The organism is Nocardioides abyssi, assembly GCF_030412915.1.
Taxonomy (GTDB): Bacteria; Actinomycetota; Actinomycetes; order Propionibacteriales; family Nocardioidaceae; genus Nocardioides; species Nocardioides abyssi.
The window spans coordinates 57610-78265 of the sequence record NZ_JAUHJR010000008.1 but is presented as its reverse complement, the minus strand read 5'-3'; the positions used below and the strand labels follow the sequence as shown (position 1 = coordinate 78265).

The following is a 20656-nucleotide window of genomic DNA, read 5'->3' as shown; positions in this document are numbered from 1 at the left end:
CTGGAGTGCAGGCGAGCGCCTGCGGGCGCACGATCATCGACATGAGCGGACGTTGAGCTGTCACCGATAGGCGGCGGAGTCACAAGCGCGGGTACGGCGCCGACACCAAGGCTGCCGAGATCCTGGGGTGGCTGAAGGACGACGTCGGTCTCGGGCGCGGCCACGGGATGGCGCTCGTCCACGTCATCAAGAACGGGCCCGGCATCAGCGAGGCCCACGTCGGCAGCAGCGGTGTGCACCGCGACGAGTCCGCGGTGCTGCGCCTCGACGGGATCGCCCGGCGCTGACCTCGGGCCGTGGCTCTCGCGCGACGACGTCGTGAGGCGGGCCCGCCCCGCGGCGTACGGACGAGCAGTGACGTCCACGCCGGGGGCGGCCTCCGGGGTCAGCGCATCCGGATGGTGCGGGACTTGCTCTTGCCGCCGACCTTCTTGACCGTCACCTTGAACGTGTCGGCGCCCTTGGTGTCGCCGCGGCGCTTGTCGATGTCGACGTCGCCCTCACCGTCGGCGCGGTGGACCTTGTTGTGGAAGACCTTGCCGTCGTGGCGCAGCACGACGCGCCACTTGCTGCCCTGCTTCGCGTCGTCGATGTCGACGTCCACCTCGAAGCGACCGTCGTCCTTCTCGACCTTGAAGTCGACCTCGGCGCCGGCGAGGCGGAAGCTTCGCTCCTTCTCCGGGCCGTCGGCCTGGGCGGGGGCGGCGAAGGCCAGGGGCGCGGCGAGCAGGGAGGTCGCGGCGAGGGCGGCGGTGGCGGTGCGGAGGTGCGTCATGGGGGTGGCTCCGTTTCGGTGGGGGAGTTTCCGAGATGTGCGGACGTCCTGCCCGAACGGTTCCCACCATCCACGGCGCCCATGAGGGCCGGGTGAGACCTTCATGAGGCGGTCTCTCATGTTCGCTGCTGGGGCACCGTCCGCTCGCGCAGCCACGTCGTCGTGCCCGGCGCCAGGCCGCGCAGCTTCGGCGTCTCGTGCAGGGGTACGACGACCAGCGCGGCGTCGTCGGGCAGCGCCCACTTCAGCGCGTGGTAGACCGCCGACAGGTGCTCGGTGCTGTCGATGAGCAGCAGGCCCGGCGCGACCGGCCGGGCCTCGGTCCACGGGCCGTCCAGGTCCTCGGGTGGCTCCGCGGTCCAGGCCAGGTAGGCGGTCATGGGCTCATCCTGGCGGGTGGGACGCCTGGTTTGCCGCCCCCACCTGCGGAGACCGGTACAGCAGCCCCGCGGAGCGACGTACCCCGAGGAGGTGGTGGCGGTGGCGCTTCCCGAGACGCTCGAGGGCATCAACGGGACGGACGACGGGCCGCACCAGCGCGGCGGCCTCTGGTCTCGCCGCGCGGTCATCGCCCTGCTCGCCCTGGTCGTGGCGGCCGGGCTCGCCGGCGTCCTCGGCGTCCGCACCACCACGTCGGAGGGCACCACGGGGGACTGGCACCTCGAGGTGCTCCACCCGCAGGTCGCGCGCGCCGGCCTCGACGCCCCGTGGGAGGTGCGCGTGCGCCACGACGGAGGCTTCGGGCCGGAGGTCGAGATCGCGGTGACCGGCGCCTACTTCGACATCTTCGAGACCCAGGGCTTCCACCCCGAGCCCACCGAGGCGACCCGCGACGGCGAGACGCTCCACCTCACCTTCGCCGCGCCCGACACCGACGAGCTCGTCGTGCGGTACGACGCCTACATCCAGCCCGCCAGCCAGCAGGGCGCGTCCGGGGAGGTCAGCGTCCTGGAGCGCGGCGCCCCCGTGGTGTCCGTCCCGATCCGCACCCGACTGCTCCCCTAGGAGGACACCCGTGGAGATCGTGCTCAGGGCCGTGGTCGTCTTCGTCTTCCTCTGGATCGTCACCCGCGCCGCCGGCCGCGCCACCCTCGGGGAGCTCAGCACCTTCGAGCTGCTGCTCTACGTCACGATGGGCGACCTCGTGCAGCAGGCCGTCACCCAGCAGGACTACAGCATCACCGCAGCGGTGCTGGCGGTCGGCACGTTCACCCTGCTGACCGTCGGCCTGTCGTGGACCCAGTGGCGCTTCCCCCGGGTGCGGCCGCTCGTCACCGGCCGACCCGTCCTGGTCGCCCGTGACGGCGCGCTCCTGGACGACGCGATGCGCAGGCAACGGCTCGCCGTCGCCGACTTCCTCATGTCGGCCCGGGAGCAGGGCATCCGCCGCGTCGCCGACGTGGAGTACGCCGTCCTGGAGCCGGACGGACGCATCTCGTTCTTCACCTACGACGACAGCGGCGCCGGCGCGCCCGAGAAGCCGCCGGGAGGGTAGGCGGGTCTCGAGACGGTTGCTGCGCAACCTCCACGACCGGCCGAGCTGCTCAACGATCGGCGCGGCGGCGGGCGTCGACGGTGGCGGCAGCCTCGACGAAGCGGGGGACGAAGACCTCGGCCTGGAGGACGCAGCCGGCGTGGCCGGTGGGGATCTCGTGGACCGTCGCGCCGGAGATGCGGCGGGCCAGGGCCAGCTGCCGGGAGGCGGGGATGACCCGGTCGCCGAGCGTCACGACCACCGCGGTCGGCACGTCGATGCGGCCCAGCCACGGCTGGGAGTGGTGGTTGCCGAGCGCGCTGAGAGCCTGCCCGACGGCCCAGGGGCTGGTGCTGCGCAGCTCGCGCAGCGCCCAGTCGTGGACGTCGGTGGGCCGCAGGCCGGTGGCGCCGCGGGCGGCCCGGACGGCGGTGCGCGAGCGGGAGATGCCGCGGGTGGCGAGCATGGTGGCGCCCATCCCGGCGAAGAAGCCCTGCTCCACCGGGTTGTTGCGGAACCGGTCGCTCGTCGCGGCGAGCACCAGCCCGCCGACCCGGTCGGGGTGCTGGCGCCAGGTGCGCTGGGCGACCACGCCGCCCATCGAGTAGCCGCCGACCAGCACCTCGTCGAGCCCCAGCACGTCGCAGAGCGCGACCACGTCGTCGGCGCAGTCGCGCAGCGAGAAGTCCTCGCTGCGGATGCCCTGGCCGTGCCACCGCTGGTCGAGGGTGATGACGCGGAAGCGTCGCGCGAGCGCCTCGACCGCGGGGTACCACGTCAGCAGCCCGGTGCACCCCAGCGCGTGCAGCAGCACCAGCGGCGTCGCGTCGGGCGAGGGCCCCGGGGTGTCGGTGACGTACGTCGTGCCGCGGCCCGGCAGCTCGACCAGCCGGCCGTCGGGGATCCGCGCCCACGGCATGTAGACGCGCCGCAGGGCGCTGCGCGGGGAGGGCAGGGCCACCGCGATCACCTCCTGACGACACCGTCGACCTGTGCTAGAACACGTTACAGTTTCGGGTGGGAATCCCCGAGTCGTGAGGAGACACGCGTGGGCACGGACGGCTACACCGAGGTGGACGCGGAGCGCGCGGAGTCGCTCGACGCGGTCCGGTCGGTCATCACCGAGGCGCTGGAGCGCGGCGGCGACGGCTGGCGCGAGGACTGGGCGGCCCTGGCCGCCAACGGCCTCACCGCCCTGCCCGTGCCGACCGAGCACGGGGGAGAGGGGCTCGGCCTGGCCGAGGTCGCCGTCCTCCTGCGCGAGACCGGCACCCGCGCGCGCCACCTCCCGGTCTGGGAGACGCTGTGCTGCGGCGCGCTCGTCCTGGCCGCCCACGGCACCGACGAGCAGCGCGCGGCCCTCCTGCCCGGCGTCGCCTCCGGCGAGCTGCTGCTGACCCCGGCGCTCCGCGAGGTCGGCTCCGGCCTCAGCGGCCCGGCGGCGGCCACCCCGACCACGCGATACGACGGCAGCGCGGTCTCCGGCCGCAAGCTCGGCGTGACGTACGCCGAGGACGCGGCCCGCCTGCTCGTCACGGCCACCGGGTCCGACGGCGAGCCGGTGCTGGTGCTCGTGGACCCCCAGGGACCCGGCGTCGAGCTGCACGCGTCGCCCTCCTCCGCCCGTCTTCCCGAGCACACGGTCGTCCTCGACGGCGCCCCCGCGGACCTCGTCGGGGGCGCCGACGCCGCGCGGTCGCTGCTCGAGCACGCCGTCGCCGGCCTGGTGCTCACCGCCGCGGGCGTCGTCGCCGGCGCGCGCGACCTGACCGCGGCGTACGTCAAGGACCGCACGCAGTTCGGCCGCTCCCTCGCGCAGTTCCAGGCGGTCGCGATGCAGGTCGCCGACGTCTACATCACCTCCCGCCTGGCCGACCTGGCCGCGGCCAACGCCGCCTGGCGCGTCGAGCACGGCCTGGACGTGACCGACGACCTCGCTGTCGCGGCGTACTGGATCTGTGCCGAGGCGCCCCGCGCCATGCGCACCTGCCACCACCTGCACGGTGGCATGGGCGTCGACGAGACCTACCCGATGCACCACTACTACTCGTGGGTGATGGACGTCGTGCACGCGCTCGACACCCGCCCCGAGCACGTCCAGGTCGAGGACCCGACGACCAAGAACCTCGAGCTCAGCGCCGACCAGCGCGCGCTCAAGGCCGAGCTGCGCACCTACTTCACCGGGCTCGCCGACCACGACGCGCACCTGGACATAGGCAAGGACCGGCACGGCCCGACCTACCAGCGGGTCGTGCGCCAGATGGGCGCCGACGGCTGGATGGGCATCGGCTGGCCGAAGGAGTACGGCGGCCACGGGCTCGGCGAGATCGAGCAGACCGTCTTCGCCAACGAGGCGCAGCGCGCCGACGTCCACCTGCCGGCCGTCACGCTGCAGACCGTCGGGCCGACGCTGATCCGCTACGGCACGCAGAAGCAGAAGGACATGTTCCTCAAGCGGATCCTCGAGGGCGACGTGCACTTCGCGATCGGCTACTCCGAGCCCGACGCCGGCACCGACCTGGCCTCGCTGCGCACCACGGCCCGCCGCGACGGCGACCACTACGTCGTCAACGGCCAGAAGCTGTGGACCACCGGCGGCCACCAGGCCGACTACCTGTGGCTCGCGGTGCGCACCGACCCCGATGCGCCCAAGCACAAGGGCATCTCGATCCTCATCGTCGACACGACCGACCCGGGCTACTCCTTCACGCCGATCATCACCGCCGACGGCAGCCACCACGTCAACGCGACGTACTTCAACGACGTCCGCGTGCCGGTCGACATGCTGGTCGGCGAGGAGAACCAGGGCTGGAAGCTGATCACCACCCAGCTCAACCACGAGCGGGTCATGCTCGGCCCGGCCGGCCGCATCGAGGGCCTCCGCGACCGGGTGCTGGACTGGGCGACCAAGGCCGGCGTGGCCGAGCAGCCCGACGTGGTCGAGGTGATGGGCCGCACGACCGCGGTCTTCCGTGTCAACGAGCTGCTCAACTGGGAGGTCGCGCGCGCCGCGGCCACCGGCGAGATCTCGGTCGGCGACGCCTCCTCGTCGAAGGTCTTCGCCGCCGACCAGGTCCAGCACCTGCTCGACGACCTCACCCGCATCGTGCACCGCCACGGCGACCCGGGGGAGGCCGAGACCCGGCACCTCGTGGACTACCTCGACGCGCAGGCCAAGCGGAACCTGGTCCTGACCTTCGGTGGGGGCGTGCAGGAGGTGCAGCGCGAGCTGATCGCGATGTTCGGCCTCGGGCTGCCGCGGGTGCCGCGATGAACCAGCCGAGCGCCGCCCACGAGCGGATCATGGCCGAGGCCGAGCGGATCCAGGCGCTGGGCGAGGCCGCCGAGCGCGAGGCCCGCGACCCGGTCAACCAGCCGACGATCAACAACTGGCTCGAGGCGATGGGCAACACCAACCCGCGCTGGAAGGCCGGCGAGGCGCCGCCGTCGATGGCGCAGGTCTGGACGATGTACGGCCTCGGTGGGAAGCCGCCGGCCGACGACCCGCTGCACGGGATGATGAAGGTGCTCACCGACGAGGGGTTCACGGCCGTCCTCGGGACCAACTGCGAGCAGGAGTACCGCCGCACGCTCACCGTCGGCGAGCAGGTGCGGGTCACCACCGCACTGGAGTCCGTCGTCGGCCCGAAGAGGACCGGCATGGGCGAGGGCTACTTCGTCACCTCGCGCAACACCTGGTACGTCGACGGGGCGGACGGCGACGCCGAGGTCGTCGCGACCATGCTCTTCCGCGTGCTGAAGTTCGTCCCGAAGGGGGCGGCCTCGTGAGCGCACCCAACCCCGCTGCCGTCCCAGCCGCCACCCCGGGCATCATCCGGCCGATGGTCGGTCGCGACACCGCGTTCTTCTGGGAGGGCACCGCCGTCGGCGAACTGCGCATCCAGCGGTGCCACGACTGCGATGCGCTCCGCTTCCCGCCCGGCCCGTCGTGCCCGCGGTGCCACTCCTTCGACCAGGGCCACGTCGTCGCGGCCGGCACCGGCACGGTGTTCAGCTACGTCGTGCACCGGCACCCGCCCGTGCCCGGCAAGGAGCTGCCGATCGTCATCGCGCTCATCGACCTCGACGAGGGGGTCCGGATGGTCGGCGAGGTCGCCGACGCCGTGCCCGATGGTGGGGGCGCCGAGGAGATCGAGATCGGCATGCGCCTGCAGGTCGACTTCCGCCGCATCGACGACGACCTGACCCTCCCGACCTGGCGGAAGGCCTGACATGACCACGCCCACCACGAGCACCAACCCGAGCACCACCGGCGCGCCCCTGGCCGCCGGGGACACCATCCCGGCCTGGGTGCTGCCGATCACGCCCACCCTGGTGGTGAGCACGGCGATCTCCACCCGCGACTTCCAGGACGTCCACCACGACCGCGACATCGCCCAGGCGGCCGGGTCGAAGGACATCTTCGTCAACATCCTGACCTCGACCGCGCTCGTCGAGCGGTACGTCACCGAGTGGCTGCACGAGCGCACCGGCGACTGGGACACCGACGTCCGCGGCATCGCGATCCGCCTCGGCGCGCCGGCGTACCCCTACGACACGCTCACCTTCACCGGCTCGGTCGCCTCGGTCGAGGACGGCGTCGCCACCCTGCAGGTCACCGGAGCGGTCCCGCTCGGGGACCACGTCACCGGCACCGTGAAGGTGGCCGTGCGATGACCGGCCTCTCCCGCGCGGCCGCGGTCGTCGGCATCGGCGCCACCGAGTTCTCCAAGGAGTCCGGCCGCTCCGAGCTCCAGCTCTCCGTCGAGGCCGTCCTGGCCGCGCTGGCCGACTGCGGGCTGACGCCGGCCGACGTCGACGGCCTGACGACGTTCACGATGGACACCTCCTCCGAGATCGCCGTCGCCCGCGAGCTCGGCGTGCCGGAGCTGCGGTTCTTCTCCCGCATCAACTACGGCGGCGGCGCGGCCTGCGCGACCGTCCAGCAGGCCGCGATGGCCGTCGCGACCGGCGTCGCCGACGTCGTGGTCTGCTACCGCGGCTTCAACGAGCGCTCCGGCAGCCGCTTCGGCCAGGTCTCGGTCGCCGCGGCGACCCAGGTCAACACCAACGGCCTCGACAACGCCTGGACCTACCCGATGGGGCTCGGCACGCCCGCCGCGACCGTCGCCATGCAGGCGCGGCGCTACATGCACGAGTACGGCGCCACCTCCGAGGACTTCGGCCGCGTCGCCGTCGCCGACCGCCGGCACGCCGCCACCAACCCGAACGCCTTCTTCTTCGAGCGGCCGATCACCCTCGAGGACCACCAGGCCTCGCGGATGATCGCGGACCCGCTGCACCTGCTCGACTGCTGCCAGGAGTCCGACGGCGCCGTCGCGCTCGTTGTCGTCTCCGCCGAGCGGGCGAAGGACCTGCCGCAGAAGCCGGCGTACGTCGCCGCGGCGGCCCAGGGCAGCGGCCGGGACCAGTTCGTGATGACCTCCTACTACCGCGACGACATCGGCATCCCCGAGATGGGCGTCGTCGGCCGGGAGCTGTGGCGCCAGTCCGGCCTGCGGCCCGACGACGTGCCCGTCGCGGTGCTCTACGACCACTTCACGCCGTACGTGCTGATGCAGCTCGAGGAGCTCGGCTTCTGCGGCCGCGGCGAGGCGCCCGGGTTCGTCGCGGACGGTGCGATCGAGATCGGCGGACGGCTGCCGATCAACACCCACGGCGGCCAGCTCGGCGAGGCCTACATCCACGGGATGAACGGCATCGCCGAGGGCGTCCGCCAGCTGCGCGGCAGCTCGGTCAACCAGGTCGACGGCGCCGAGCACGTGCTCGTCACCGCCGGCACCGGCGTGCCGACCAGCGGGTTGGTGCTCTCGGCCTGAGGTCGGGAATGTACCCCTGGGGGGTATGTGTTACGCCCGGCATGGACCACGCCACCCACGAGCACCACGCCCATCAGCACCGCCCCCACGAGCACCACGAACACGACCTGGCGAGCCGGTCGATGGCGGTCAGCGCCACGCTGCACTGCCTGAGCGGCTGCGCGATCGGCGAGATCGCCGGCCTGATGATTGGCACCGCCCTCGGCCTCGCCAACGGGTGGACGATCGCGCTGTCCGTCGGCCTGGCGTTCCTGTTCGGCTACTCGCTGTCCACGCTCCCGCTCGTCCGGTCCGGCCTCGCCGTCGGCGCCGCGCTGGGCGTCGTGCTCGCCGCCGACACGCTGTCGATCGCGACGATGGAGGTCGTCGACAACGCCGTCATGGCGCTCATCCCGGGCGCGATGGGCGCCGGCCTGGTCGACGTCACCTTCTGGATCGGCATGCCGATCGCGCTGGCGGTCGCGTTCGTCGCGGCCTACCCGGTCAACCGCCACCTGCTGGCGCGCGGCAAGGGTCACGCCCTGACCCACGCCTTCCACGGCGCCCCGGCCGAGCCGACCGGCTACCGGCGGTTCATCCCGGACGTCGCGACCTCGACAGTCGTCGCCGCTATCGCCGCGTTCCTGCTCGGCGGGCTCGTCGTCTCGGCTGCCGACACGCTGGGCACGGAGACCTCGGAGGGCGGCGGCCACGCCGCGCCCACGCCCGTCAGTGCACGAGCTTGAGCCCGATGACGCAGCCGACCAGCCCGGCGATCAGCAGCACGCGCGCGACGCTGACCGGCTCGGCGCCCGTGGCCATGCCGAAGGCGACGGTGAGCGAGGCGCCGATCCCCACCCACACGGCGTACGCCGTGCCGATCGGCAGGGTGCGCATCGCGTAGGCGAGCCCGGCCATGCTCGCCGTCAGCGCGACCGCGAACACCACGGACGGCGTCAGCCGGGAGAAACCCTCCGAGCGGCCGAGCGCGACCGCCCACACCGCCTCGAGACCACCGGACAGGACCAGCACCAACCACGCCACGACGACTCCTCGTGGCCGTCTTGTCGCTGTCCGGGTACGGCTCCCTCGTCCGGGGGCCACCTCGGCCCACCCCCGAGGCTAGCAAGCCCTCAGGGACGCCGGACCAGGCTCAGCGCCAACCAGCCCAGCAGGCCCCCGACGACCGCGCCGATGGTGTTGGAGAGCCAGTCGTTGGTCGCGCACGAGCGGCCGAGCGCCGGCACCAGCGCCTGCATGGCCTCGACCGCGGCCGACAGCACGCTCGCGCCCAGCACCGCGAGGGCCGGCCGCCGGGAGGCGACCGCGGCCAGGAGGGCAGGGGCCACGAAGAGGACGACGTTGGCCGCGAGCTCGACCCGGCCGATCGTCGGCAGCGACCAGTCCACCTCGCAGCGGGAGAACAGCTCGCGGTCGACCGGGACGAGCGTCAGCACGGCCACCGGCACCAGCGCGAGGGCGGTCGCCGCCCACGCGAGCCGGGGCCGCGTGGCCAGCCACGCGCCGACGAACGGCCCGAGGACGACGAGCACGAGCAGCGCGGTGGGGGAGAGCCAGGGGTGCTCGACGAGGACGGTGGTGATCACGGGGCGAGGTCCTGCACAGACGAGGAGGGTACGGCGTGGGTACCGTCGAGTCATGACCCGCGCACCCCGCCACGTGTCCGTCGAGTGGCTCCACGAGCACCTGTCCGACCCCACGCTGCGTGTCATCGACGCGACCGTGCACCTGACCTTCGACGCCGACGGTGCGCACGTCGAGCCGGGCCGCGAGAGCTACGAGCGCGGGCACGTCCCCGGGGCGGCGTACCTCGACCAGGTGACCGCCCTGAGCGACCCGCAGGGGGAGGCGCCGTTCGCGGCCGTCGACAGCGACCGGTTCGCCGCCGCGGTCGGCGAGGCCGGCATCGGTGACGAACACCGGGTCGTCGTCTACGACACCGTCAACGGGATCTGGGCGACCCGGCTGTGGTGGCAGTTCGGGCTGGAGGGCAACGACCACGTCTCCGTGCTCGACGGCGGCCTCGGCGCCTGGTTGGCCGCGGGCTACGAGACGGTGACCGGCAAGGAGCAGTACCCGCCGACGACCTTCACCGCGCGCCGCCGCCCCGAGCGGATCACCACCACCACCGAGGTCGAGCGCGCCGTCGACGACCCCGGCGTGCTGCTGGTCAACGCCCTCGACCGCGACACCTTCGCCGCCGGCCACATCCCCGGCAGCGTCAACGTCCCCTTCGACGAGCTCGTCGGCCCCGACGGGCGGATCCGGCCTGCCGACGAGCTGCGGCACCTCTTCGAGTCCGTCGGTGCGCTCGACCCCGGCAAGCAGCCGGTCACCTACTGCGGCGGCGGGATCGCCGCCACCGCGGCCGCGCTGGCGCTCATGGAGCTCGGGCGCGACGACGTCGCGGTCTACGACGGCTCGATGAACGCCTGGACCGCCGACCCGTCCCGGCCGGTCGAGACCGCCTGACGCCGACTGGCTGAGCCCGTCAGCCGAGCAGGTGGTGGCTGAGGTCGCCGGTGAGGTCGAGGCGCATCTCGCGGGTGGCGAACCACCAGGTGCCGTCGACGCGGTGGAACGTGTCGACATAGCGACCGGCCGCGACGACCTGCAGCGGCAGGTCGGGGGTGGCCTGCACGACCGTGAACCGCGAGCGGCAGGTCGCGGTCCCCGCGTGCTCGTCGACCTCGACGATCGGGTTGCTGACGACGTGGTGGCTCAGCGGCCGGCCGGACGGCTCGTGGAGCCGCACCGTGGCGGCGTACATCTCCTTCACCGCGGCCGGGCCCTCGTGGCTCACGACGCTGCCGTGCTCGAAGAGCGCCGCGACGCCGTCGAGGTCGCCGGCGTCGACCCGCTCGGCGTAGACGTAGATGAGGTTCTCGATCGCGCGTGCGCTGTCCACGCCCGGCAACCTAGCCGCGTCGGGCCGGCCCCGCGGGGTATGCCGTCGAGCCGGTGCGGAACCGGGAGCACATGACCGGATGGATCGTCCTCGTCGTGGTGCTCGTCGCCATCGTCCTCGGCTACGTGCTCGCCAGCTCCCGCGCGGCCAAGCAGGAGGAGCGTCGGATGAACGACGGCATCGCCGGCGGGCACCAGGACACCCACCTCGACCCGGGGCCGCACCCGCAGTCGCGGCACACCGGCCCCCGCGACCCGCACGTCGGGCCGCAGCCGCCGTTCGGCGACTGAGCCCACCGCGCGGGCCGATCTGCACGGGACCTCCACACCTCCTCGACCCGGCCCGACCACCGCCGCGCCTAGCGTCGGAGGCATGAGCCTGCGCCTCCACCCGACCACCGCGTCCCGCCTCGGCCTCGCGGTCGCCGTCGGCACCGCCGCCCTCCTCGTCCTCTCCGCCGGCGCGCTCGGGATCGTCGGCGACGGCGGCCGGCCCGACCGGGCGTACGTCGCCGTCCCGGCCGTCCTGCTCCTCGGCTCGGTCGCCGCACGGCTCCGGCCGCGCGGGATGGTCCTCGCGCTCGGCGCCACGGCGCTCGCCCAGGTCGTGGTCACCGCCGCCCTGCTGCTCGCCGACGTCCACGGCGAGGCGTCCGTGGTCGACGTCGTCGGCATCACCGCGATGTTCGCCGGCCTGTTCGCGGCCGCAGCGGCGCTCCAGGCGGTCGCCGCGGGGGCAGGGGACGCGGTGGTCGCGGCGGACTGAGGGCTAGCGGCGCAGCCGGTCGTCGAAGAACGCCAGCACCGCGTCGACGGCGTCCTGGTGGCGGTGCAGGGTGAGCGTGGCGTGCTTCGAGCCCGGCAGGTCGACCCGGAGGAACGCGTCGCCGAGCTCGCGGGAGAGCGTCTCGAACCGGGAGCCGATCATCCGGTCGCCCTCGTAGCGCAGCCCGAGCACCTGGCAGCCGGCGGCCGCCCGGGAGCGGACCGTGTCGAGGTCGGCGGGGGAGAGCTGCAGGTCGGCCGCGCGCCGCCGCCCGAGCGGGAACGGTGTCGACGGCTGGGCCAGCACCGGCGCCGCGACCGAGTCGTCGACCATCATCGCCAGCGCGAAGCCACCGGTGAAGCACATGCCGAGCGCCCCGACGCCCGGCCCGCCGATCTCCCCGTGCAGCTCGCGCGCCAGCGACCGCAGCCAGCCCGCGACCGGCGTGGTCTCGCCGGCGGCCAGCATCGACATCTCCCGGCTGACGCAGATCTGCGCGAGCGCGCGACCCACCGACCGGGCACCGACGGGCGCCGCCGGCGTGCCGAACAGGTGCGGCATCATCACGGTGTAGCCCGCGGCGACCAGCTCTTCGGCGTACGCGACGACGTCGGGGGAGATGCCGGGGATCTCGTGGACGAGCACCACGCCGGGGCCGTCGCCCTTGCGGTACGTCGGGTGGCTGGTGCCGGCGGGGTCGGTGTGCTCGCCGCGGGTCCAGGTGTCGAGGAGCGCCATGACGCGGAGTATGGGTACCGGCGGCCCGTGACGGAACGGCGTGTCCAGCTGGTGATGCCCCACCAGCTCTTCCTCGACCACCTCGAGGCGCCGCGCGGCACGACGTACGTGCTCGTCGAGCACGACCTGCTGTTCCGCCAGTACCGCTTCCACACCCAGAAGCTCGTGCTCCACCGCGCCTCGATGCGCCGCTTCGCCGACCGGCTGCGCGAGGCCGGCCGCGACGTCGAGGTGGTCGAGACCTCCGCGGAGCGCACCAGCCACGACGGCCTGGTCGAGGTCCTGCGGCGGCTGCGACCCACCGAGGTGCGCGTCCACGACGTCGTCGACGACTGGCTCGCGCGCGACCTCACCGCGACGCTCGCCGAGGCCGGCCACGAGCTGCGCGCCGAGGAGGTCCTCGAGACGCCGATGTTCCTCACCTCGCGGGCCGAGCTCGCCGCGCACTTCGACGGCGTCGCGGGCCCGCGGGGGCGCACCGCCCGGATGCAGCACTTCTACTCCTGGCAGCGCAAGCGGCTCGACGTGCTCGTCGAGGGCGACGGCGAGCCGGTCGGCGGGCGGTGGTCCTTCGACGAGGACAACCGCAAGAAGCTCCCGCGCCAGCACCCCGTCCCCGACGTGCCGCAGCCCGAGCGGCACCCGGCGGTCGAGGAGGCGATCGCCTGGGTGCGCGCGGAGTTCCCCGACAACCCCGGCGACCCCGACGCGTTCACCTGGCCGACCTCCCACGAGGAGGCCGAGGCGGCGTACGAGGTGTTCCTGGCCGACCGGTTCGCCCAGTTCGGCCCCTACGAGGACGCGGTGTCGACCGCGCACCCCTACCTCTTCCACTCGCTGCTCACCCCGGCGCTCAACACCGGGCTGATCACGCCCGACCGGGTGCTCGCCGGCGCGCTCGAGGCGGGGGAGTCGGCCGACGTGCCGCTGGCCTCGCTGGAGGGGTTCGTCCGGCAGGTCATCGGCTGGCGGGAGTACATGCGCGCCTGCTACGTGCTGTGGGGCCGGCCGATGCGCAGCCGCAACCACCTCGGCCACACCCGCCCGCTCGCCGACGGCTGGTGGGACGCGACCACCGGGCTCGAGCCGGTCGACCACGTGCTGCGGTCGGTGCTGCGGACCGGCTACGCCCACCACATCGAGCGGCTGATGGTGCTCGGCAACGCGATGTGCCTGCTGCGCACGGAGCCCGACGCGGCGTACGAGTGGTTCATGGAGATGTTCATCGACGCCTACGACTGGGTGATGGTGCCGAAACAGCATACATATGTTTCGGCTGCGTAGGGAGGATGGGGAGGTTGACGTACCCCACACCCTGTAGGTTACTCATGGGTAACTTGGCACGGTGGCCCTAGTGGGTAAATCGGGGACTGTCGCAGGTAAATACGAAACTGAAAACAGCCTCTGACCTGCGGGTTTACGATAATCTAACCTTGACCAATGAGGGTGTGTCACGGTAAGATGTGGACCACTGGCAACCACACAGGAGTGATGCCGCTGACAGAGAAGAGAGCACCTATGACAACCCTGCCCGCACCACCCGAGACCGCTGACGCACCTGACCTACTGAGCACGCTGCCTCACGAGACGCTTGCTGAGACCCTTGACCGACTGGTTGAGTTCCAGAAGCGGTTCGTCTACCACCCGCATGAGTCCACCTACGACCTGACGGTTCTGTGGGCGGCTCACACCCACGCCATGCAGACGTGGCGTGCAACCCCAAGGCTCTACATCGTGGCCCCTGAGCGTGGCTGCGGGAAGAGCACGCAAGCGGACATCATCAAGTTCGCCTCACACGCTGGCATCCGTGCAGGCACCAGCAGCACGGCTGGCCTGTTCAAGATTTGCCAGTTGAACACGGTGTTCTTGGACGAGACCGACAACCTGTTTTCGGGCCACCCTGAGCGCAAGGTACTCACGGCGGTCATCAACGACGGCTACACGCCTGACGGCTTCGTGCTTAGGAAGAGCGGGGCTATCCCTGTCTATGGCGCTCTGGCCTTCGCAGGCATCGAGAACGGCACCATGCCGGAGGCCACCCGACAGCGTTGCATCCCGGTACAGATGCGGGTTGGTGAGCCGGAAGAGGCGTTCGACCCCTACGACCACATCGCCTACCACGATGAGGTACAGGCACGCCTTGCCAAGCACTCCGAGTCGTGGACGTGGGTCAAGCCCACCACGGTCAACCGCACCAACCAGATTTGGGCACCGCTGCACTCCATCGCGGCTGCTGCCGGTGGTGACTGGCCCAAGCGTGCCCGTGAGGCCCAGAAGCGTCACCAGTGGCCTGATGAGGCTGAGAACCTGCCGAACGAGATTCTGAGCGCCACGCGTGACTACTTCGACGAGCACAAGGGAGACCGCGTGCAGTCGTCGGTGCTGGCCGACTACCTGAGTGCCTACGACACGCTGCCCAACATCACGCCCAAGGCGCTGCGTCCCTGCATGAAGGCGTACGGAGTGGAGCCGCGCAAAATCTCCAACTGGTACTACTTCCGGTCGGACCTAGAGCCGGTGTGGAACGAGTGGCTGTGAGCGTCTGAGGAAAGCCCCTGAGGTCTATGGCCTTGGGGGCTTTTCCATGCCCTCAGAACGGCTCCTGCGGCCTCCTACACTGCTCGCATGGGTTGGTTCAGCAAGACTCCTGCCGCTCCACAGGTCCATGAGGTCTGGGAGGGCGACCTACGCACACCCATCACCAAGGATGAGGCTGACGCGGGCTTGGCTGACGGCTCCCTGACGTTCGACGGCTACCACTCCGAGAGCAGGGGCGGTGGCTACCAGCAACCAACCATCGTCTACCGCTACGTCCGGTCGTAGAACGAAGAAACCCCGCTAGGATTTCTCCTAACGGGGCTCTTGCTCACTCTTCGATTTCGTATGTATGTGTTTCCCAGAAGGCTGCTGCTGCTTTCATTTGCTGCTGTGCTGTTTCGGGGTCTTCGTCATATCCTTGGTCTACGATGTGGCCTTCTTTAATGACTAGCCACGCGTAGGTATCTCCAATCGGACCGTGCATAATCTTCACTCATCTTCACTCCCTTCGTACTTAGCAAGGGTGTCTAGGATGAGAGGGCCGGTAGTGGAAATATCGCTTCCCTTATCTACCGCCCCGAATCCCCACTCTGCGTAGTTTTCTAGGTGTTCAATCTCGTTCTCGTTAAATCCCTCACAGATGAGGTCAGCCCAGATGGTTTGTTCCTCAGCCGTTAGGTGCTCATCCATCGGGGGAGTGGTTTCACGAATCACGCCCACTCACCATCCAACTGGTAGGTGATGATTGCCTTGGACGTGGCTGCCTTGTTCTCAGCGGTCTTCTGAGTCTTGGCTACGCCTTGGTCTAGGACGTGAGACCCGTTAAGGACATACCAACGCCATGTTGTTGTATCTACATCGCGGTAGATGAAGGTATTGAGCATCAGTCATCCACCGCACTCTTGGTGTCATAGACTGACTTGCTATTGCTGATGACCTTCCTGTTACCCGGCCCTTCGTGAGCCTTGGCACGCTTATCAGTCTCAGTGTTGAGGGTCTTCCACAATCTGATAACTGCACGTGATGCCTGCTGACGGTCCTTAGGCTCAGATAGTTCCTCACCGTCTCCGTACTTCCTAACTAGAATCTCTCGCTGTGCTGCGCTCAACTTGTCCATAGCAAGCGACAGGTCGCACATCATTTCTACGTTGTCGTTACGGGTCATGGTTGCCGCACCATCCGGTACCGGCGCTAGTGCCCATGACTCATACAGACCGAAGAAGTGGGGGAGTAGGTCCTTAACTTCTTCTAGCGTGTAGTAGAACGTGTCCGTCTCACGTAGAGCGGTATCACGCATCTTGGCTGCGTAGTTGCGAGCAACGTTAAGGATGCTTCGACGGATATATTCGTCACTACGCTCTTGCTCTAGGAACGCTGGTTCCTTCTTCCACAGGAAGACCCAAATCTCTTGGGTTACGTCCTCTTCCTCTACCTTCGCATATGACCTGCTGATAGAGCGGGCGGTAGAAGTAATGTAGTTGTGGTGGGCTGTCCACAGAAGTTCGCCCTGCTGCATTACGCTCACTTGGCACCGCCATTGACCTGTGCGTACCGACCGGTCTTGTAGGAGCGGTTACCGTGCTTGGCGTCGTATGCCTTGTGGCAGTCTGAGCAACGTGGCTCATAGTCATCGGGGTTAAGAGAAAAGGCCGTAGTTGGCTTTCTGCCGTATGCCGAATACCCGTAATGCTTCTCAGAAGGATTTACGATTAGGCACCAGTCGGTTGCCATGTTGTCGCAGTCAAGGCACTGGTAGTCCCTCGCACTACCCTTGGCGCGACGCACCCTGTAGTGGGCTGTGGCGTAGGTGACGTTTTCGGCCTTGAAGTTGTGGTGGCCCTCATCGACCGGCTTTTGCTCGGCGTTCTCTGACCACCATGCCATGTAATGCGCCTTGCACATGCCGCGAGATTGGGCAGGCTTGCCGCAGTGGCATTCCTTCCCGGAGTTGATGAAGTCCTGCTGGTGCAGCGGGTCTCCATAAGTCCTGAACTTAGCGTAGTGCTTCCTGCAATACTGCTTTGCGTAGTGCTTCTCTTCGCAGTCTTGTACCAAGCAGCCAAAGTAACTGGCGCTGCGTCCTCGCTTGGTGTTTTCTTCTGTTCGGTCCTTTACCGAAGTTGTTTCGTTTGTCATGATTTTGTTGTCCTATTTTATGTAAGTCAGGGTGGTACTCCTTCCAAGAGCGTCTATTTCCATCCTGCTAATATTAACTATATACTATATGGTTTCCCAATGCAAGCCAGGGAACGTCATTTCCGGCCCTTTTTGGGTCTTTTTCGGACTTATTTGGTAACAGTTTGGTAACAAACTCTGAGATTAAGCAAGAATGCCCCGGAAAACACCGGTTGGTCCATTCGGACTGTCGGTGGGGCCTGCTATGATTGAGATATCGAAGAATCACCAAGAATGTTGCTCTCAACTTGACAAGTAGAACAACTTGGTTTAAGATAGTATATGTAAGCAAGACACGACCAACGATTGCCTCTTGCAAGGAGTACCCACAGTTTTACGAAATCTAGTTTCGTTCCTATGAGAACCCCTGTCAGCGGCTTGGTCGTGGCTGGCAGGGGTTCTTTCTTTTTGAAGGTTCCCCCTGTGTATCACCTACGTTGAAGTACACAGTATCTACCGTATAGATGCTAGTTAACCAGCGTCAGGGAACGACACGGTGTGTAGGAATAGGGACGGCCAAGGACGCAGAGATAGCGTCGTAATGGAATAGACAGTTTCGGAATACGTAGTGACCGAGACCGGGTAAAACCCAAGGCGTCTGACCGCTAGAACCACACGACAGTGGAACCTGACTGAAACGGTCTCTAAAGAGACGCGGGTAGCAAAAACTACCCAGCATGGAACATTGAAGCACTGGAACGGTGGCTGGGAGACCAGACTTCCTGAAAAGGTCGTATGGTCTTTCACGCCCAAAAACAGCCCAACACAAACAAAACTAAGACAAGCCCAAAGACGTTAGAAGCAGTTACAAACACTCCGCTCCTGCGTCGCTACGTGAGGCTACGGCGCAAGCGCCTACGCCTTGAAGTTAGAAGGAACAAAGGTTAGGACAGGGTACGTAAATAACAAACCCTCTCCTAACTTCTAGGAAGAAAGAGTCACCCACCGAAGGCGTAGCCGAGTGTGGGACGTGAGGCCGGTAGGCCGAACGGTACAAATAACAATAGGAGAATAAACAGATGACGTACAGCAGTTACAGGCTAAGGAGACAAATCCTTGCCGACACAGAGAAGAGTGACAAGGTAAAAGTGTGTTCACTCGTCGTAGTGGAACACATTGATTGGCAGACAGGTCAGAAGAAGTTTGCAGCCAAGACCCATATGGCTAACTGGTTCAAGAGTCTAGGACAGCAGTACGGACTTGAAGATGAGGACGGCACGGGAGAAGCGTGGTTGTCTTATTCGTTAAGGCTAATGATTGAGAGCGGTCATGCAACGCTTGATAAGAAGACAGGTTTGCTGTCTTTGCACCAGAAGCCCGATTGGGACGACGAAGAGGAAGGGGACTCAACCGCTTAATGGCAGGACAACAAAAGAGAGAAGCGATGGTACGTAGGAAGTTGGAAGTAACCGACTATGTACCGGGAACCAACCACTTGCTAGATGCAATGATGGATGGTGAGGCAGTAAAGATTGTTCAAGGCATGTACGGTCGCACACCCATCATCGCTAACACCGATGAGGAAGCAGCAGACCGCTATGTAGAGAAGTACCGCAACAGAATCAAGCAAGATGAAGAGGATGAACCCGTCACGGATGAGGGGTAATCACCACTCCATAAGTATGTAAGCATAAAAAAGACAGGGCTGGTCTGAGGACTGGCCCTGTTTGCTTTTCCCTAGGAGACATATGAAGACGACCGTTGAGAAGATGCTGTGGTGCGCCAAGTGCGAGAAGTTCCACAGACGTAAGCGAGTCATCAAGAAGTGTCCCGACTGCAAGCAACCAGTCGAGTCCGTGGGATTTATCGAGTCTGCCGCCTGAACCGGGCGGTACGGAGAGTTATGTTGCTGCTGCGCTCTCCTTAACGGGTACATCGTTCCGCATTGGGAAACACGAACCAACGTTGCCAGTGGTCTGAGTATGGGTGTACCGACAGGTTTGGCAGGGCATGGGTCAAGTAGTAAGTAGTATCTTGTGAAGCAGTCTGCCGGGTGGTTCCTTCCCGGTCTTCCACAGACTCCCCATGCTCTGTCAGCCTCTAGAAAAAACAACAGCCCCTCTGATACCTAGAAACACTCCTAGGCCGTCAGAGGGGCTTTTTTGTTGCTCTCAGAGGCTACTGAACGCCTTCCGTGCCTGACGGTTTACCCGTGCAACCTCACGGCTGGTCAGACGACGACCACGGGACTTGGCAGCCACCGAAACGGCGGTACGGGAGAAGTCGTGACGAGTGGTGGCGTTCATATCGGCATCCTTAGGTTGGTAGTTCCTGCTGATGCCTTTATTGTCCGCTACGTGGTGGAGGGTAAAGCAAGTCCAAGGTGGAGGGTAACCGCAACTTTCTTCCAGAAAACCAAGAACCCCACCAGCCTGTTGAGGCCAGTGGGGAACTAGGGAGGTTAGGGAGGTTGCCGCTACGTAGTCCTCAGGCAGACGCAGACTCAAACTGGTCGATGACGCTCTGAGGGATGCGACCACGGGCCGGAACCTCAATGCCGTTGGACTCAGCCCACGCACGGACCTCAGCAGCGTTGGACTTGCCCTTGCTGGCGCTCTTGGTGGACTTGGCCTTGCCGGTGACCTTGCGGGCAACGCTCAGGTACTTCTCCATGACCTTGTAGAAGTCCTCAGCCTCCTTGCTGGTCAGGTCAATCTCGTAGTCCTTGCCGTCCCAGCCGAACGAGACGGTAGGGGCGTCGTTGTCCTCAATCGCCTTGCCAGACAGGTCCGACTCGTAGACAACGTGCTGCTTCTGCGCCATGTGGCTCTCCTAAGTCAGTGGTTAGGCCGGTAGTTGAAGGCCCGATGACGGAGATAGTAACCAGACAGAACGCCATTCACACAACTTCTTGAAGAAGTTTCTTCCGAACGTGTCACACATCTGGGCAATCACCCATCCTTCTATATGAGAAGGAAAAACAGGTGAGCATGGCAACAACGCACAGCAGAAGGAAGCGCACGGCGGGCGAACTGAACGAAGACCGCATCCTCTACCGCGAGGGTAGGCGACGTTGTACCACATGCCTCACCATCAAGCCGCTGGCTGACTACGACGAACTGCCTGTAGGTCACCCACATGCACGGTTGCTGCTAGACCGCCGGTACGTACAGACACACGATACTCGGTGCCGAGAGTGCAAGCGCCACGCCGGGAATGCCCGACGCCACAAGCGCAGGCTGCACTACACCACAGGAGACTTCCCCAGCAACGGTATGCAGATGTTGCTAGCCGAGTACGGCGCAGCCTGCATGAAGTGTGGTCGCACAGAGTCAATCGAACTTGACCACATCGTACCTATCTCGCTTGGTGGGCCTCACTCACTGAGCAACGCACAGTTGCTTTGCCAGCCATGCAACGGCAGCAAGGGCAATCGCAACTCAACAGACTACAGACCATACGTGGTCTGGAAGTAAGACAAATACAACAACAACAACAGGAGC

Annotated in this window: 27 protein-coding genes, 1 pseudogene and 1 riboswitch; of the genes and pseudogenes, 17 read left to right on the top strand and 11 right to left on the bottom strand. The window is 67.0% G+C overall.

Going from position 1 to position 20656, the window contains the following annotated elements:
- Positions 1–110: 110 nt before the first annotated feature.
- A pseudogene (locus tag QWY29_RS16525) lies at positions 111–287 on the top strand (DUF4287 domain-containing protein); the annotation flags it as partial.
- A 98-nt stretch (positions 288–385) separates the two neighbouring features.
- Here the strand turns inward: QWY29_RS16525 and QWY29_RS16520 are convergent.
- Positions 386–775, bottom strand: coding sequence for a hypothetical protein (locus tag QWY29_RS16520; RefSeq protein ID WP_300962144.1), 390 nt, complete (start codon positions 773–775; stop codon positions 386–388).
- A 116-nt stretch (positions 776–891) separates the two neighbouring features.
- The gene (locus QWY29_RS16515) at positions 892–1155 is read right to left on the bottom strand and encodes a hypothetical protein (protein WP_300962143.1); all 264 of its coding nucleotides are present in this window, start codon (positions 1153–1155) and stop codon (positions 892–894) included.
- Positions 1156–1255: 100 nt separating this feature from the next.
- Here QWY29_RS16515 and QWY29_RS16510 point away from each other — a divergent pair, with 100 nt between their 5' ends.
- Both QWY29_RS16510 and QWY29_RS16505 read left to right on the top strand, forming a co-directional pair.
- A complete protein-coding gene (locus QWY29_RS16510; protein ID WP_300962142.1) occupies positions 1256–1780 on the top strand; it encodes a hypothetical protein in 525 nt (174 codons plus the stop codon).
- Between the two features lie 10 nt (positions 1781–1790).
- Positions 1791–2270, top strand: a complete 480-nt coding sequence (locus QWY29_RS16505) for a DUF421 domain-containing protein (protein ID WP_300962140.1) — start codon at positions 1791–1793, stop codon at positions 2268–2270.
- Positions 2271–2319: 49 nt separating this feature from the next.
- Here QWY29_RS16505 and QWY29_RS16500 read toward each other — a convergent pair whose 3' ends face one another.
- Complete coding sequence (locus tag QWY29_RS16500) at positions 2320–3210, bottom strand: alpha/beta fold hydrolase (RefSeq protein ID WP_300962139.1); 891 nt, start codon at positions 3208–3210, stop codon at positions 2320–2322.
- Positions 3211–3297: 87 nt separating this feature from the next.
- Here QWY29_RS16500 and QWY29_RS16495 point away from each other — a divergent pair, with 87 nt between their 5' ends.
- Genes QWY29_RS16495 through QWY29_RS16470 form a run of 6 tightly spaced genes read left to right on the top strand, consistent with a single transcriptional unit; the run spans position 3298 to position 8814 of the window.
- On the top strand, positions 3298–5523 hold the full coding sequence (locus tag QWY29_RS16495; RefSeq protein WP_300962136.1) for an acyl-CoA dehydrogenase family protein: 2226 nt from the start codon (positions 3298–3300) through the stop codon (positions 5521–5523).
- Entirely contained in the window at positions 5520–6038 is a 519-nt protein-coding gene (locus tag QWY29_RS16490; protein ID WP_300962133.1) for an FAS1-like dehydratase domain-containing protein, read from the top strand. The genes QWY29_RS16495 and QWY29_RS16490 overlap by 4 nt, the downstream gene beginning before the upstream one ends.
- Complete coding sequence (locus tag QWY29_RS16485) at positions 6035–6481, top strand: Zn-ribbon domain-containing OB-fold protein (protein WP_300962131.1); 447 nt, start codon at positions 6035–6037, stop codon at positions 6479–6481. Before QWY29_RS16490 ends, QWY29_RS16485 begins: the two co-directional genes overlap by 4 nt.
- Before the next feature lies 1 nt (position 6482).
- Positions 6483–6926: a MaoC/PaaZ C-terminal domain-containing protein gene (locus tag QWY29_RS16480; RefSeq protein ID WP_300962130.1), complete on the top strand. Its 444-nt coding sequence runs from the start codon at positions 6483–6485 to the stop codon at positions 6924–6926.
- A complete protein-coding gene (locus QWY29_RS16475; protein WP_300962128.1) occupies positions 6923–8089 on the top strand; it encodes a lipid-transfer protein in 1167 nt (388 codons plus the stop codon). The genes QWY29_RS16480 and QWY29_RS16475 overlap by 4 nt, the downstream gene beginning before the upstream one ends.
- Positions 8090–8130: 41 nt before the next feature.
- Positions 8131–8814: a DUF4396 domain-containing protein gene (locus QWY29_RS16470; RefSeq protein ID WP_300962127.1), complete on the top strand. Its 684-nt coding sequence runs from the start codon at positions 8131–8133 to the stop codon at positions 8812–8814.
- Here the strand turns inward: QWY29_RS16470 and QWY29_RS16465 are convergent.
- Together QWY29_RS16465 and QWY29_RS16460 are read right to left on the bottom strand one after the other, a co-directional pair.
- Positions 8798–9112, bottom strand: coding sequence for a DMT family transporter (locus QWY29_RS16465; protein ID WP_300962126.1), 315 nt, complete (start codon positions 9110–9112; stop codon positions 8798–8800). The genes QWY29_RS16470 and QWY29_RS16465 overlap by 17 nt on opposite strands.
- A 10-nt stretch (positions 9113–9122) precedes the next feature.
- A riboswitch (guanidine-III (ykkC-III) riboswitch) is annotated at positions 9123–9185 on the bottom strand.
- Positions 9186–9201: 16 nt separating this feature from the next.
- Positions 9202–9675 (bottom strand): VanZ family protein, encoded by a 474-nt coding sequence (locus QWY29_RS16460; RefSeq protein ID WP_300962125.1) that lies wholly within the window; start codon positions 9673–9675, stop codon positions 9202–9204.
- A gap of 52 nt (positions 9676–9727) precedes the next feature.
- Between QWY29_RS16460 and QWY29_RS16455 the strand changes: the two genes are divergently transcribed.
- Entirely contained in the window at positions 9728–10561 is an 834-nt protein-coding gene (locus tag QWY29_RS16455) for a sulfurtransferase (RefSeq protein ID WP_300962124.1), read from the top strand.
- Between the two features lie 19 nt (positions 10562–10580).
- Here the strand turns inward: QWY29_RS16455 and QWY29_RS16450 are convergent, their stop codons facing one another.
- Positions 10581–10997: a nuclear transport factor 2 family protein gene (locus QWY29_RS16450; protein ID WP_300962123.1), complete on the bottom strand. Its 417-nt coding sequence runs from the start codon at positions 10995–10997 to the stop codon at positions 10581–10583.
- Positions 10998–11068: 71 nt separating this feature from the next.
- Here QWY29_RS16450 and QWY29_RS16445 point away from each other — a divergent pair, with 71 nt between their 5' ends.
- Positions 11069–11287, top strand: a complete 219-nt coding sequence (locus QWY29_RS16445) for a hypothetical protein (protein ID WP_300962121.1) — start codon at positions 11069–11071, stop codon at positions 11285–11287.
- 82 nt (positions 11288–11369) lie between these two features.
- The gene (locus QWY29_RS16440; RefSeq protein ID WP_300962119.1) at positions 11370–11762 is read left to right on the top strand and encodes a hypothetical protein; all 393 of its coding nucleotides are present in this window, start codon (positions 11370–11372) and stop codon (positions 11760–11762) included.
- A 3-nt stretch (positions 11763–11765) separates the two neighbouring features.
- Here QWY29_RS16440 and QWY29_RS16435 read toward each other — a convergent pair whose 3' ends face one another.
- Entirely contained in the window at positions 11766–12500 is a 735-nt protein-coding gene (locus QWY29_RS16435) for a dienelactone hydrolase family protein (RefSeq protein ID WP_300962118.1), read from the bottom strand.
- A gap of 27 nt (positions 12501–12527) precedes the next feature.
- Here QWY29_RS16435 and QWY29_RS16430 point away from each other — a divergent pair, with 27 nt between their 5' ends.
- Positions 12528–13784 (top strand): cryptochrome/photolyase family protein, encoded by a 1257-nt coding sequence (locus tag QWY29_RS16430; RefSeq protein WP_300962117.1) that lies wholly within the window; start codon positions 12528–12530, stop codon positions 13782–13784.
- A gap of 234 nt (positions 13785–14018) precedes the next feature.
- On the top strand, positions 14019–15038 hold the full coding sequence (locus tag QWY29_RS16425; protein WP_300962115.1) for a DUF3631 domain-containing protein: 1020 nt from the start codon (positions 14019–14021) through the stop codon (positions 15036–15038).
- Between the two features lie 328 nt (positions 15039–15366).
- On the opposite strand, the gene QWY29_RS16420 is transcribed toward QWY29_RS16425, so the two are convergent.
- From QWY29_RS16420 to QWY29_RS16410, 3 genes are all read right to left on the bottom strand, one after another.
- The gene (locus QWY29_RS16420) at positions 15367–15531 is read right to left on the bottom strand and encodes a hypothetical protein (RefSeq protein ID WP_300962114.1); all 165 of its coding nucleotides are present in this window, start codon (positions 15529–15531) and stop codon (positions 15367–15369) included.
- 390 nt (positions 15532–15921) lie between these two features.
- Positions 15922–16563 carry an RNA polymerase sigma factor gene (locus QWY29_RS16415; RefSeq protein ID WP_336621848.1) on the bottom strand — a complete coding sequence of 214 codons (642 nt, stop codon included), beginning with the start codon at positions 16561–16563 and terminating at the stop codon, positions 15922–15924.
- Positions 16560–17174, bottom strand: coding sequence for a hypothetical protein (locus tag QWY29_RS16410; RefSeq protein WP_300962112.1), 615 nt, complete (start codon positions 17172–17174; stop codon positions 16560–16562). The genes QWY29_RS16415 and QWY29_RS16410 overlap by 4 nt, the downstream gene beginning before the upstream one ends.
- A 1058-nt stretch (positions 17175–18232) precedes the next feature.
- Here QWY29_RS16410 and QWY29_RS16405 point away from each other — a divergent pair.
- Together QWY29_RS16405 and QWY29_RS16400 are read left to right on the top strand one after the other, a co-directional pair.
- Positions 18233–18571, top strand: a complete 339-nt coding sequence (locus QWY29_RS16405; RefSeq protein ID WP_300962110.1) for a hypothetical protein — start codon at positions 18233–18235, stop codon at positions 18569–18571.
- Between the two features lie 41 nt (positions 18572–18612).
- Positions 18613–18819, top strand: coding sequence for a hypothetical protein (locus QWY29_RS16400; RefSeq protein ID WP_300962109.1), 207 nt, complete (start codon positions 18613–18615; stop codon positions 18817–18819).
- A gap of 821 nt (positions 18820–19640) precedes the next feature.
- Here QWY29_RS16400 and QWY29_RS16395 read toward each other — a convergent pair.
- The gene (locus tag QWY29_RS16395) at positions 19641–19976 is read right to left on the bottom strand and encodes a histone-like nucleoid-structuring protein Lsr2 (RefSeq protein ID WP_300962106.1); all 336 of its coding nucleotides are present in this window, start codon (positions 19974–19976) and stop codon (positions 19641–19643) included.
- A 167-nt stretch (positions 19977–20143) separates the two neighbouring features.
- On the opposite strand from QWY29_RS16395, the gene QWY29_RS21085 reads away from it, so the two are divergent.
- Entirely contained in the window at positions 20144–20629 is a 486-nt protein-coding gene (locus QWY29_RS21085) for an HNH endonuclease (RefSeq protein WP_369292664.1), read from the top strand.
- The last annotated feature ends 27 nt before the right edge of the window (positions 20630–20656 follow it).